Raw genomic sequence first — 12287 nt, 5'->3', positions numbered from 1 at the left:
CGCTTGATCAGAACACCACCCACAAGGTCACGGCCACCACCGCGCCCACCAGCAAGGCCGGCGCGGCCACCGACCAGTCCTGCGTGGACGGCACACTGGCCCCGAAGGCCGATGCCGCCAGCCAGGCATGCAGCCAGTACACCGCGCCCGACCCGGCCCCCGGCATGAAGGTGGTGGCCCACCAAAAGCTCAAGGGCGCCAACGCGACCGGTGCCAGCGCAATGGGCAGCGACCGCAAGTACCCCGCCTGGAACCGCACCGACCCCAGCCGCCAGCCCCCGTGCGTACGCACCGGCACCAGGTTGGGCATGGTGGGCCGGGCGCCCAGCAACGCCGCCACGACCCAATGCATGGCTTCATGCAGCGCAGTGCCCGGCAGCACCGCCAGGCAGTACGACCACATGCCGATGTGTACGCACAGGCGCTGAAAGACGAGGATGCCTGCGAGCACCAGCCAGTCCCTTGCGTTCAGGGCCTGGGCGCGCACGGTGGCCCAGGCCAGGGGGTGGGTGATAGCTTCGGTGATCCATGCGGGGTCGTCCATGGGAAATCAATTTTTCATTCGTTGAAAAGGTGGGTGAGAGGGCGCGCCAAGAGCCTGGCACCCATGGCCATTGTCACGATGAAATGGGGGGCGCGTGTCGGAGAGCATGCCTTGTGGGGTGCCGAGATTGGTGCCCCGGGGGGGGCGCGGGCCCGACGCGGGCCCATGCTGCGCGGTGAGCTTCGCGGCGCGCGCGGCCGGGCCGGGCGCCTGCATCGCGGCCCAGCCGGGCACGCGCGTCCTTCCCTGCGCATGCGCACGACCTGTCGGCCCGCGCCCAGATCGCGAGCGTCGCCTGCGACCTGGACTGGCCCCTGCCCCCGTGGCCCTCTACCGCCACCAGGGCGTGCCCGACTCGCCCAGCATGGAGACCTTCGTGCGCACGCTCAAGGGGGCTGTGAAGGGAACGGTTTGAGGCGGGGTGAGGTGCCGGTGGGCAGTGCGGTTGCTGATACCCTGGCGGCACTGCCCCCGGGGGCTCGCGCATCACACCCAAGTCAGAAGGAATCAGATGGCCCGTATCTCCACCACGGTCCGGCGGCGCGTGGAACGCGGCGTGCGGCGCCGGGACAAAATTCTTGCCGACCCTGCTTACCGGGGGACACCCCGCCTCTATCGCTTCGATGCATCGCTGCGCATTGCCGGTATCGGCCAGCAACACGATGCCATGCAGCTCAGGACGGGCATCGAGCCCACCCGTGCTGTCCGCAAGGGCGAGCCACGGTTTGCCGGAAAGCGATGGCAAGAGGATATATGGCGCCTGGACTCGCCATTGGGCGGCGTTGCCTCTCTGGACGCACACCTGCAATGGCTCTGGCAGACCATCGCGCCGCACCAGGACTATTTTCGACAGCTCATCGCGCTGTCATCCAGTGCCGAGTTGGTTCTTGGGTGCTTCTCTGAAAGCCCGTATCCGTACCTCACGGTGGAGAGTGATTCCCTGCACCTTCTTCGGGAGTTGAACCTGGGGGTTTCCTTCAACTTCACGTGCGTGTAGGCAGGGCGCAGCACCTGAGCGGCGTGGCGCAGCGCAGTGGGCATGGCCTCACCTAGAAGGTCTGCGTGGGGCCCACCCTGGCCACTGCTACGATGACGGCTACAGCCCGGACGCGGGTATACAAGGGCCTCGCAAGGTTCTCCAGCCGACTGGCATGGGTAGCACTCTCTACAGAACGTCTGGCGTCAAAAAACATGCACTCCTGGCACGATTTTCATATCACTGGCTACGCTGTCGATGGCAAACGCCGCGAGCTGGTCTTTGATCTGGAGTGGCCCTATGACCCAAGCGCCGAACCAAAGCGGGCGAAGCTTGGGTTTTCCGGGGTCGAGTGCTACTTCCTGGAGCACGACCTGGGCGGCAACATCGTGTACTCGTTCGAAGAGCGGCCGCTGCGGGAGTTTTTGACGGAGTGGACTGATCGCTTCGAGGCCGAATGCAAATGGGGCTGGCCCAAATTCTGGCGCCCGGTCCCTCATCCGAAGCGCCCAGTGGAAGTCGAACGAGAAGAATCGCTTCAGACGCTTTCTTCCATGCAGCTAAGGTGCATCGAGTTATCCAGCTCCTATGGATTGAGCGGGTGGATTCTGGCTGAGGGAAGCCACCATTCATCCATGGATGTCTGACCACGCACCGCGCCGGCTCGCATCTCACTTTCAAGATATGGTCTATGGCGATTCAACGGCGAGTGTCTTCCGTGGCTGCGATGGGCCTGAAGCGAAGCTTCACACCGAACCGAAGGCCCTGGCATGGGTGGCTTGCAGCCACGCCTTGTCCGGCGGCCCGTTGAAGCCCACCACGGCATCGACGCCGCACTGGGGGCAGATGGCCGTCTGGTCCTGGTTGTCGCCATCGCACCATTCCCTGATGGCGCCAGGCGCGAACGTCCCAAAGCAGTAGTAGCAAGCAGCCACCTCACTGCCGAGAAGCGCATCGCGGTGCAGCGACGATCCGCACGTTCTGCCCATGGTGTCAACCAATTCAGATGGTGGTGGGCCGGGGCACAAGAGAGATCGTGGTCTGAAGTGCTTCAATGGTCATTTCTATTCGGGTGCTTATGTATTCGTGCACCGGATTTGGCGATGCGGTCGAGACCCAGTTCTGGAGAGCTCGCAATTCATCGCAGACAGCGGGTATGTCATCTTGATCGAGGGGGACACCCGATGAAAACAATGGGATCCATTGCGCACCGATTTTCTCTGCACCTTGCAGCCAAACTGCATTGAACACATCCTCCGTCGAGAGCGGATATGTTGATGTCACGGTGGCGCCGTCGATCTCACGCTCGATGATCAGTAATATAGACAAACGAAGGCACCTTCAGTTTGCGGCTGCAGCACGCCTGACTCCGTTGCGGCGCTACCTGCGCAGCTTCACGGCCACCCAGGCCATGCAAGCACCCAGCGCTGCCCAGATGAGGTGGTACACGACAAGGCCGGCGGGCGTGCCCAATGCGGCCCCCAGTGCCTGCGCCATGGCGCCCCGCACCAACGACTGCGTGGGCGGCGGTGCGGCCAGGGTGACGGCCCCCCAGGCGCTGAAAAGGAACACGCAGCCCCCGACAACCAGGAAGAACCACGCCAGCCATCTTGTCTCCCGCATACTTTCATTCCTTGGAGTGGTGGGCTGCCCATGGGGTGCCATGGGGCACGCCATCGAGAGGCTTTTGCCTTCGGAAAAATATCCCTCGGATGGCGATGAAGGCCCCGAGCAGAACCAGCAGCACCCATGACAGGGCCGGTCCCCAGCCGTTCTGGATGGCCGCGTACCTGCGGGCTTTTTCTTCGTAGCCGAACCAGGTCTTCTCCGCGTTGGTCAGCTCGTAGCACAGGCCGCCGCCGCCCATCGATGCCGGCGCCATCAGCAGCGACACCTGTTGGCTGCGCAGGTGCTCGGCGTACTGGTCGTTCAATCGGACATCGTTCTCGTCAAGGCAGTTGGATGTGGACGACCAGCCCAGGGCGCAACTGCACCGGTGCACCACCCCGTCCGCGCTGCGTACCCTGGTTGCATACTGCGACCTCTTGCTCGGCCACGTGTCGTAGCGCGCCAGAAGCCGCCCGTCCACCCGGGTGAGCTGGTCCTTGGGGGGAATCTCCACCAGGCTGGACTGCACCCCAAAAACGACAAAAAACATCATCAGCACGAATGGAACGCACTGGATGCCGCCCACAAGGGGGCCACCAACCAGCCCATCCAGCCCAGAACTTCCCGGGCTCTTATCCTTCTTCTGACCACCTGCACGTCTTGCGGCTCCCTCCACCAATCCCTCACTTCGACAACAACCGCATCGTCTCTTCCAACCCCTTTAACGACAACGGAAACATTCGATTCCCGATCAACTGCTGCACGATGCTGATGCTCTGGCGGTACTGCCATACGCCCTGGGGCTCGGGGTTGATCCAGGCGAACTTGGGGAAGGCGTGGGTCAGGCGCTGGATCCACTCGGCACCGGGTTCTTCGTTGTTGTATTCCACGCTGCCACCGGGCTGCAAAATCTCATACGGGCTCATGGTCGCGTCGCCCACGAAGATGAGTTTGTAGTCCTTGTTGTACTTGCGAATAATGTCCCAGGTGGGAAACTTCTCGGCAAAGCGGCGGCGGTTGTTCTTCCACATGAAGTCGTACACGCAGTTGTGGAAGTAGTAAAACTCCAGGTGCTTGAACTCGGTCTTCACGGCGCTGAACAGTTCTTCTACGCGCTGGATGTGTTCGTCCATGGTGCCGCCCACGTCCATGAGCAGCAGCACCTTCACGTTGTTGTGGCGCTCGGGCACCATCTTGATGTCGAGGTAGCCGGCGTTGGCCGCGGTGCTGCGGATGGTGTCGGGCAGGTCCAGTTCCAGGTCGTTGCCTTCGCGCGCAAACTTGCGCAGGCGGCGCAGCGCGACCTTGATGTTGCGCGTGCCCAGCTCCTGCTGGTCGTCATAGTCCTTGTAGGCGCGCTGCTCCCATACCTTCACAGCGCTCTTGTTCTTGCCGGCGCCGCCTATGCGCACGCCCTGCGGGTTGTAACCGCCGTGGCCAAAGGGGCTGGTGCCACCGGTGCCGATCCACTTGCTGCCGCCCTCGTGGCGCTCTTTCTGCTCTTCGAGGCGCTTTTTCAGCGTCTCCATCAGCTCGTCCCAGCCCATCTTCTCGATGGCGGCCTTTTGCTCGGGGGTCAGCTCGTTCTCCAGGATCTTGCGCAGCCAGTCGGCCGGGATCTCCTTGGTGAAGTCGGCCAGCATCTCCACGCCCTTGAAGTAAGCGCCGAAGGCCCGGTCGAACTTGTCGTAGTGCTTCTCGTCCTTGACCAGGGTCAGGCGCGAGAGGTTGTAAAAATCGTCCAGGCTCCACGAGTCGTCGGAGCGGGGGCCCACCACGCCGGCCTCCAGCGCCTCCAGCAGGGTGAGGTATTCCTTGACCGACACGGGCAGCTTGGCCGCGCGCAGGGTGTAGAAGAAATCGATGAGCATGGTGGGGTGCCTCCTCGGTCAGGCAGGGTCGTCGTCGGGCGGTGTCAGGCCGCGGTTTCGCGGCGTGCGCGCAGGTAGATGAGCTGGGCGCGGGCCTCGGGCCACTCGCCGGCGCGCATGCTGTACATCACCGTGTCGCGGATGGTGCCGTCGCGGCGCATGGCGTGGCCGCGCAGCACGCCGTCCTTGTGCGCGCCCAGGCGCTCGATGGCGCGCTGCGATGCGAAGTTGTAGTTGTCGGTGCGCCAGCCCACCACGTTGCAGCCCAGGGTGTCGAAGGCGTGGCCCAGCAGCAGGAGCTTGCAGGTGGTGTTGACGTGGCTGCGCTGCACGCTCTGGCGGTACCAGGTGTAGCCGATCTCCACGCGCTTCACGGCGGGCAAAATGTCGTGGTAGCTGGTGCTGCCCAGCACGGTGCCGCTGGCCTCGTCGACCACGGCAAACGCAAAGCGGTCGCGCGTGGCCAGGGCCGTCTCGATGTAGGCGCGCGTGTCCTGCGGCTCGGGCACCGAGGTCACGCGCAGCGTCCACAGCTGGCCGTCGGCCGCAGCGGCTTGCAGGCCGGCTTCATGGTGCAGGGCCAGGGGCTCCAGGCGCAGGCCCTGGTCGCGCAGGGTGACGGGTTGCACGAACAACATCGACATGCGGCTTATTCCTTGGGGGGTTGTGCTGCTGCAGCAGCTGCCTGCTTTTGCCGGCGCTGCAGCTGCCAGCGCCGTGCGGCGTGCAGGCCCAGGCCGCCGCCCACGCTCACCAGGGCGATGCCGCCCAGCGTGGTGGCGCCGTAGCCGGGCGCAAAGATGTCCAGGCCCATCCACTGGCCCAGCCAGAAGCCGGCCAGCGCGCCGCCGAGAAAGCCGATGGCGTCGGCTACGCCGTCGATCAGCGAGGGGGTGTTTGCTTGGGTCATGGGTGGGTGGCTCGTGTGGAGATCTGCGGTACGGTCCGCCGCTGCGCCGCCCCAGGGCGGCGCGGCGTGGGGTCAGCAGTTTTTCAGCGGTTCCTCTGGTTCATGAACACCAGCTTTTCGAACAGGCTCACGTCCTGCTCGTTCTTGAGCAGCGCGCCCACCAGCGGGGGCACGGCCACCTTGTTGTCGGCGCTTTGCAGTGCCGACAGGGGGATGTCTTCGGCCACCAGCAGCTTGAGCCAGTCGAGCAGCTCGCTGGTGGAGGGCTTCTTTTTCAGGCCGGGCAGGTTGCGCACGTCGTAGAAGGTCTTCATCGCCACGCTGAGCAGGTCGGCCTTGAGCGTGGGGAAATGCACCGCCACGATCTGGCGCATGGTGTCGGCTTCAGGGAACTTGATGAAGTGAAAGAAGCAGCGGCGCAAAAAGGCGTCGGGCAGCTCTTTTTCGTTGTTGGAGGTGATGAACACCAGCGGGCGGTGCTTGGCCTTGATGAGCTCGCGCGTTTCGTAGCAGTAGAACTCCATGCGGTCGATTTCGCGCAGCAGGTCGTTCGGAAACTCGATGTCGGCCTTGTCGATCTCATCGATGAGCAGCGCCACGGGCCGGTCAGCCGTGAAGGCCTGCCACAGCACGCCCTGGATGATGTAGTTGCGGATGTCCTTCACGCGCTGGCTGCTGTCGCCATCGTTGAGCTGGCTGTCGCGCAGGCGGCTCACGGCGTCGTACTCGTACAAGCCCTGCTGCGCCTTGGTGGTGGACTTGATGTGCCATTGCAGCAGCGGCATGCCAAGCGCCTGGGCCACTTCCTCGGCCAGCATGGTCTTGCCGGTGCCCGGCTCGCCCTTGATGAGCAGCGGGCGTTGCAGGGTGATGGCAGCGTTCACGGCCAGCATCAGGTCTTGGGTCGCAACGTAGTTCTGGGAACCTTGGAATTTCATGGCAGGGAAAACACCGGATCGTTGATGAATGGGCTTGACAGGCGCTGGCTATAATTGCCCGGTTAAGCAGAGCCCTCAGGCTGAACTTCCACGAGATTGTGCGCGCAAAATGAACAAGACGTTGACCACGATATTTGCCCTGGCTGTCGCTTCTGTGACCGCCTTCTCCCACGCTCAGGAAGTCAAGGGCGATGTGAAAGCGGGGGAAAAGAAGATCGCCATGTGCATCGGCTGCCATGGCATTGTGGGCTACCAGGCCAGCTTTCCTGAAATCCACAAGGTGCCCATGATCTCGGGCCAGAGCGGTGCCTACATCTCCTCGGCGCTCGACGCCTACCGCAAGGGCGACCGCAAGCACCCCACCATGCGCGGCATTGCCGACTCGCTGACAGACCAGGACATCGCCGACGTGTCGGCCTACTACGCACAGCACGGCAAGGCCGGCGCTGCAGAGCTGCCAGCCAAGCCCAAGCGCGAACCCAGCGTACAGGTGGCCGAGCTGCTCAAGAAGGGCGCCTGCGTGTCATGCCATGGCGACAACTTCGCCAAGCCCATCGACCCCTCGTACCCGCACATCGCCGGCCAGCACGCCGACTACCTGTTCGTGGCGCTCAAGTCGTACAAGGCCGAGAAGAACCCCAACCTGGGCCGCAACAACGCCATCATGGCTGGCGTGGCCAAGCAGTTCACCAACAACGAACTGAAGGCCCTGGCCAACTACCTGGGCAGCCTGGAAGGCGACATGCACACGGTGCCGCAATCGCGCTTCCGCTGAGCCCTCGCAGCGCCCTAGAGAAAAAAGCCCGCAATTGCGGGCTTTTTCTTTGGGGCCGTGTGTAGGCCCCGAGCGGCCAAGAAAACTCAGCGAAGCGGTTCTGGCTAGGCGCTGCGTCGCAGGCAGTACGAGCAGTACGACAAGACGCTGCAACGACGCCAGAAGAGTTTTATTGGCCGCGCCCTCAGTCCCGGGTGGCTCTGCGTTGCACGGCGGCGATGTAGGCATCGCCGTCCGGCGGGCGACCCGAGCGCTGGCTCTCCCACAGCATCTGGCCCAGGCACTCCATGGTGGCGTGGTGGGCGTCGTGCAGCGAATCGAGGCGCTTGGCCAGCAGCTCCACCGCCTGGCGGATGCCGCGCGGCTGGTCGATGCTGCACTGCTCGCTGATCGACAGGTGCATCGACAGATGCAGAAACGGGTTGGTGCGGTCTGGCGTCTCGTCGTAGTTGCGGGCTACGGCGACCTCGGCATCGGAGAAATCGGGGTGGTACTCGGGGTGCTCGGCGATCCACAGGCTGGCCAGCGTCTCGATGGCCTCCATGGGGGCGCCGCTCTGGGACTTGGCGTGTACGCCGCAGAGAAAGCGGCGCACGTCGGCTTGTGACGGGTTGAACATATTGGGGCCGCAGCGTAGCACGCACGGCGTGCCGGGGTGGAGCGCGGGGGTATGCGCGCGGCGGCGCAGCAGGGCGGTTTGGCGAACTGATTACCGCTGCTTGTACCGGCCCGTTTCGCACCAGAAGCGGGTCTTGACCCCAGGCTGGCCCTCGAACAGGTCCGCCGCATTGCTGCAGTTGGCCATGTTGTAGGCCTTGCCATCGGCAGCGTCGAAGGTGGCGACATGCATCCGCAGCGCGCCATTGACGGCGCTGTTGCGGTACAGGGTGAACACCACGGAGTTGTAATCCGTGGCGGCGGTGGTGGTTGCCGAAATGGCCGCGCAGCACGCGAACAGTACCGCGAGGCCCAGCCAGCGGGAGCCTGGAGGGAACGTCATGCTTTCAATCTAGCAGTCTGCCGTGACAAGCGGTAGTGCCAAATTACCAGCCCGCTGCGCTCGGGCTTTTGCGCCAGCTTGGTGCCAATGTGGCGGAACGTCCTCGGCGCACCCGGCCAGGTGGCTGGTGGGTGGCTGGCGAATTTGCTGCACAGGGTGGGGCGAATCTGTCCTACGGGCCCGCCCCGGGCCCCCACCTACATTGGAACCGCGGGGGATGCACACAGTTGGTCACCGCGCGATACATCCCAAGACAGCCAGACACACAAACCACCATCCAAGGAAACTGCCATGAACAACAACGCAACGCGCATCATCGGGGCCCTGCTGCTCGTCGTCGGCCTGGCCGGCTTCTTCACCGGCGGCTTCAGTTTCACCAAGGAAACCACCCAGGCCAAGCTCGGCCCGCTGGAGCTCAAGGTGAAGGAGAAAGAGTCCGTCAACGTGCCCCAGTGGTTGAGCGTGGGCGCCATGGCGCTGGGCGCGGTGGTGCTGGTGCTGGGGTTTCGGCGCCGCAGTTAAGCCCCTCCCCTGGCCTCAAGGCCTGGGGCCAATCGTGAAGCTGCCCACGGTGACGGTGTCTCCCCGGCCCGTCAGGCGCAGCACCACGTCCTCGTCCTTCTGCGCAGGCGTGCCGAAGCCGGTGGACAGCCGCAGCATCAGAGTCGTCGCCGGGGCCACCACCTGCTGGCGGTGGCCGTAGAAGCGGGCGCGCACGGTGTAGGTGCCGGGCTTGGCATGCTTCAATGAAAACTCCTCGGGCCCATAGCCGCCCGTGAAGTCGGCCGACATGCGCCCGCCCTGGTAGGTGAGGCGGTTGCCGAAATAGGCTTCTTCACCATTGGGGTCCAACACATACAGGTCAATGTCGGTGTTGTCCGCATCCCAGGCCAGCACGGCGCGCAAGTCCAGCGGCAGGTTGCGCAGGAGCCGTTGGTCCACCGCCTGCGTGTTCACTGTCTTTCCATCGGTCTGGGCCTGGGCCACGATGGCATTGAGCTCGGCCAGCGCGACCAGCTCCACGCCGGGGAACCGGCCGGCCCAGGGCTTTGCCACCACCTGCCACAGCTGGTCCACCGCCGCCTGGGGCTGGCCGGCCTTGGCCAGCGCCAGGCCCAGGTCGCGCCAGGACTGGGGCTCGTCGGGCGCCAGCGCCAGCACGCTGCGCAGCACGGGCAGGGCCACGGCGGTGTCTCCCGCCTGCAGCAGCCGGTAGGCCAGGATGCGCAGCACGTGGCGGTTCTCCAGCTCCATCTCAGCCAGGTTGGACAGCACGCGCCGCGCCAGCGCCGGCTGGCTGCGCTCGTACAGCAGGTCGGCCACGTCGAGGAAGAACGCGGTGCTGTTGGTGTGCGAGGGGCGCTCGTCGAGGTAGATGGCCTCCAGGTCTTCGATGGATCCGGCCGCGCGCAGGCGGCGCAGGTAGGGCGCATCGGGCTGCCAGGCGCGCAGCTGGATGGAGGCTGAGGGTGGCGCACCTGCAGACCGCGCAGGGGCTGCGGCCAGGGCGTCGGCACCGGGCGCGAAGGGCATTGCCTCTAGCCTCAGGCCGCGGGTGCCCGTGGGCGCGATCGGGCTGTTGCGCTGCGGGGCGAACTCCAGCTTGGGGAGCGCTGCAGGCGCAGGCGGTGGCGGTGCCATCGACATGCCCACCGCACCGCCGCGCGCCTGCTCCTTCAGCTTGGGCGGCGCATCGTCCTTGGGGAAGTCCTTGTCCCACCAGGCCAGCTTCTCGTCGAACTGGCGCGCGATGCGGTCCAAGTGCTGGGCGCGGGTGGCCGCTTCGCGGCTGGCAGTGTCGGTGCGCAGCTGGGCCCAGCGGGCACGCAGCGCAGGCGGTGGTTCGATGTCGTGGCGCGCATAGTCCTGCACGGTGTCAAGCACGATCAGCGATGTCTCGCGGCTGGCGATGCGAAAGGCCTGGCCCAGGCGGCGCACGGCGGCGAGCTGGCGCTCGCCTTCGGCTTCGAGCCGGGCCATGCGCAGGGCGGCCCAGCGGTGGGCGGCCACGCCGGGGGCGGTGATGACTTCGGCGGTGGGAGCCTGAATGCGCAGGCTGCGCGTCTCGCTTTTGCCGTCGGGCAGCGACCACTGCAGGGTGACGATGGCCTCGGCCCCGGTAAAGCGCCCGGCCAGCGCGATGCGGCCCTGCTCGGGCAGGGCCGAGGCCAGCTCCACGTCGTCGGCCCCCTCGCTGGTGGCCACCTGCACGCGCGGTGCTTGCTGGGCTAGCGCGTCGAGCGCCTGGGCGGTGGACACGGCCAGCAGGTCCAGGTAGCCGCCGCCACTGGCCTCGGCCATGCGGCGCAGCCCGGCCGCGTTGCTGCCGGCGCTGGCGCTCAGCGCATAGGTGGGCACGGGCTGGGCGGGCAGGGCGGTGGCGTCGCCGCTGTTGTTGTTGTTGTTGCTGGCGGCGCCCCAGTTGCCCAGCCCGTCGCTGAAGACCAGGGCCATCTGCACGCCCTCGGGCGCGCGCAGCGCGGCGGCCTGGGTGGCGCCGTCGTAGGCCATGGCCTTGAGCCGGTCGCGCAGGGCCGACCAGTTGCCGCCCTGCACGCTGAAACGCTCGATGGGCCCGGCCACGTCGCGTACGGGCTGCAACAGCACCTCCACCGTGCCCAGGCGGCGCAGCCAGCCGTCCAGCAGCGCCAGCTCGCGCGCATGGTCGCGCCCGGCTCCGGAGCCCGAGGCGTCCCACACCAGACCCACGCGCTCGGGCCGCGCGCGCTCGGCACTGCGTGCGGCCACGGGCACCTCGGCATAGAAATAACTGGCGCCGTCAAACCGCTGTTTGGCCACCAGGGGCTGGGGCCGGGAGAACCAGGTGGACGAGGCCCCTGGCAGCTCCACGCGCAGCTCTTCGCCCCGGCTGTTCTGCGCGCCCACCAGGGCGATGCGCGTGTCGGCTCCCTCGGCGCGGGCCGCCATGCCCAGCGTGCCCAGCTGGGCCTTCACGGCACCTGGCGCCACGCCCGCTACGCGCACCGAAACATCGAGCCGAGTGGCCGGCGCCTGCAGACCCAGGGGCAGGCGCCACACGGGCGCGGCGGCGTTGGGCAGCACCTCGCTCAGCTCCAGCACCACGCGCCGGCTGCCTTGGGCTGGCAGCGGGTAGACGCGCAGGCGATGGTGGTTGCCACCCACCGATTCGAGCAGGGCCGGGTCCACGCGGGCGCGCGTGATGTCTTCGAAGACCTGGCGGCCCTTGGCTTTTTCGACCGGCACGGCCGGGCGCAGCTCGCCGTCGATATCGAGCGCAAAGCCGGTCACGCTCTGCCCCTCGGCCAGGGGGAACTGCAGCTGCGCCTCCAACTGGCGCCCGTTGGGGTTGAACAACTCCAGCTCGATGCGCGTGGCCGCGATGCGCCCGACGATGGTGGCCTGCACGTCGAGGCGGCGCAGCTCGATGGGCGTGGCTGCTGCAGGTGTCTGCCAAGTGAGGACGCGCGGGGGCTGCACATGGCCCTGGGGTGAGGGCATTGTGAGAAAGCGCTGCACTGGCTGCTCGGGCTGGGCGCCCACGGGCGCCGTCAGCGGCAGAAAGGCCAGGGCGCAGAGCACACCCAGCAGCGTGCGCTGCCAGGGCCGGTGGTGCGCGGGTGCGGGGGCACGGGTGGTCGTCATGGTCATGTCGCTCTCTTGCGAGTGGGCAGAGCTGCACGATA

Annotated in this window: 16 protein-coding genes; 4 read left to right on the top strand and 12 right to left on the bottom strand. The window is 66.1% G+C overall.

Annotated elements, in window-relative coordinates:
* Positions 1 to 7: 7 nt before the first annotated feature.
* Positions 8 to 544 carry a hypothetical protein gene (locus tag AC0IZS_RS03500; protein WP_471634371.1) on the bottom strand — a complete coding sequence of 179 codons (537 nt, stop codon included), beginning with the start codon at positions 542 to 544 and terminating at the stop codon, positions 8 to 10.
* 511 nt (positions 545 to 1055) lie between these two features.
* Between AC0IZS_RS03500 and AC0IZS_RS03495 the strand changes: the two genes are divergently transcribed.
* Together AC0IZS_RS03495 and AC0IZS_RS03490 are read left to right on the top strand one after the other, a co-directional pair.
* Positions 1056 to 1541, top strand: a complete 486-nt coding sequence (locus AC0IZS_RS03495) for a DUF4279 domain-containing protein (protein WP_471634370.1) — start codon at positions 1056 to 1058, stop codon at positions 1539 to 1541.
* Positions 1542 to 1735: 194 nt separating this feature from the next.
* Positions 1736 to 2167: a hypothetical protein gene (locus AC0IZS_RS03490; protein WP_471634369.1), complete on the top strand. Its 432-nt coding sequence runs from the start codon at positions 1736 to 1738 to the stop codon at positions 2165 to 2167.
* A gap of 99 nt (positions 2168 to 2266) precedes the next feature.
* Here the strand turns inward: AC0IZS_RS03490 and AC0IZS_RS03485 are convergent, their stop codons facing one another.
* The 8 genes from AC0IZS_RS03485 to AC0IZS_RS03450 all read right to left on the bottom strand — a co-directional run bounded on the left by AC0IZS_RS03485 (position 2267) and on the right by AC0IZS_RS03450 (position 6847).
* Entirely contained in the window at positions 2267 to 2509 is a 243-nt protein-coding gene (locus AC0IZS_RS03485) for a hypothetical protein (RefSeq protein ID WP_471634368.1), read from the bottom strand.
* A 13-nt stretch (positions 2510 to 2522) separates the two neighbouring features.
* Positions 2523 to 2849, bottom strand: coding sequence for a hypothetical protein (locus AC0IZS_RS03480; protein WP_471634367.1), 327 nt, complete (start codon positions 2847 to 2849; stop codon positions 2523 to 2525).
* Positions 2850 to 2900: 51 nt separating this feature from the next.
* Positions 2901 to 3143: a hypothetical protein gene (locus AC0IZS_RS03475; RefSeq protein WP_471634366.1), complete on the bottom strand. Its 243-nt coding sequence runs from the start codon at positions 3141 to 3143 to the stop codon at positions 2901 to 2903.
* Positions 3144 to 3147: 4 nt separating this feature from the next.
* Positions 3148 to 3714 (bottom strand): hypothetical protein, encoded by a 567-nt coding sequence (locus AC0IZS_RS03470; RefSeq protein ID WP_471634365.1) that lies wholly within the window; start codon positions 3712 to 3714, stop codon positions 3148 to 3150.
* A gap of 97 nt (positions 3715 to 3811) precedes the next feature.
* Complete coding sequence (locus AC0IZS_RS03465; RefSeq protein ID WP_057267916.1) at positions 3812 to 4999, bottom strand: vWA domain-containing protein; 1188 nt, start codon at positions 4997 to 4999, stop codon at positions 3812 to 3814.
* A gap of 44 nt (positions 5000 to 5043) precedes the next feature.
* Positions 5044 to 5637, bottom strand: coding sequence for a GNAT family N-acetyltransferase (locus AC0IZS_RS03460; RefSeq protein WP_471639460.1), 594 nt, complete (start codon positions 5635 to 5637; stop codon positions 5044 to 5046).
* Between the two features lie 11 nt (positions 5638 to 5648).
* Complete coding sequence (locus AC0IZS_RS03455; protein WP_436216705.1) at positions 5649 to 5909, bottom strand: hypothetical protein; 261 nt, start codon at positions 5907 to 5909, stop codon at positions 5649 to 5651.
* Between the two features lie 83 nt (positions 5910 to 5992).
* Entirely contained in the window at positions 5993 to 6847 is an 855-nt protein-coding gene (locus AC0IZS_RS03450; protein WP_057201805.1) for an AAA family ATPase, read from the bottom strand.
* A 109-nt stretch (positions 6848 to 6956) separates the two neighbouring features.
* On the opposite strand from AC0IZS_RS03450, the gene AC0IZS_RS03445 reads away from it, so the two are divergent.
* Entirely contained in the window at positions 6957 to 7622 is a 666-nt protein-coding gene (locus AC0IZS_RS03445) for a cytochrome c4 (RefSeq protein WP_179683561.1), read from the top strand.
* Between the two features lie 184 nt (positions 7623 to 7806).
* Here AC0IZS_RS03445 and AC0IZS_RS03440 read toward each other — a convergent pair whose 3' ends face one another.
* Both AC0IZS_RS03440 and AC0IZS_RS03435 read right to left on the bottom strand, forming a co-directional pair.
* Entirely contained in the window at positions 7807 to 8241 is a 435-nt protein-coding gene (locus tag AC0IZS_RS03440; RefSeq protein WP_471634364.1) for a DUF1841 family protein, read from the bottom strand.
* Positions 8242 to 8331: 90 nt separating this feature from the next.
* On the bottom strand, positions 8332 to 8622 hold the full coding sequence (locus AC0IZS_RS03435) for a hypothetical protein (protein ID WP_471634363.1): 291 nt from the start codon (positions 8620 to 8622) through the stop codon (positions 8332 to 8334).
* A 291-nt stretch (positions 8623 to 8913) separates the two neighbouring features.
* On the opposite strand from AC0IZS_RS03435, the gene AC0IZS_RS03430 reads away from it, so the two are divergent.
* The gene (locus AC0IZS_RS03430; protein ID WP_471634362.1) at positions 8914 to 9144 is read left to right on the top strand and encodes a hypothetical protein; all 231 of its coding nucleotides are present in this window, start codon (positions 8914 to 8916) and stop codon (positions 9142 to 9144) included.
* Positions 9145 to 9159: 15 nt separating this feature from the next.
* On the opposite strand, the gene AC0IZS_RS03425 is transcribed toward AC0IZS_RS03430, so the two are convergent.
* On the bottom strand, positions 9160 to 12246 hold the full coding sequence (locus tag AC0IZS_RS03425) for a VIT domain-containing protein (protein ID WP_471634361.1): 3087 nt from the start codon (positions 12244 to 12246) through the stop codon (positions 9160 to 9162).
* Positions 12247 to 12287: the final 41 nt, after the last annotated feature.

This window comes from Acidovorax sp. AC410, assembly GCF_979253235.1.
The sequence above is the reverse complement of the archived record's forward strand: the minus strand, read 5'-3'. Positions and strand labels throughout refer to the sequence as shown.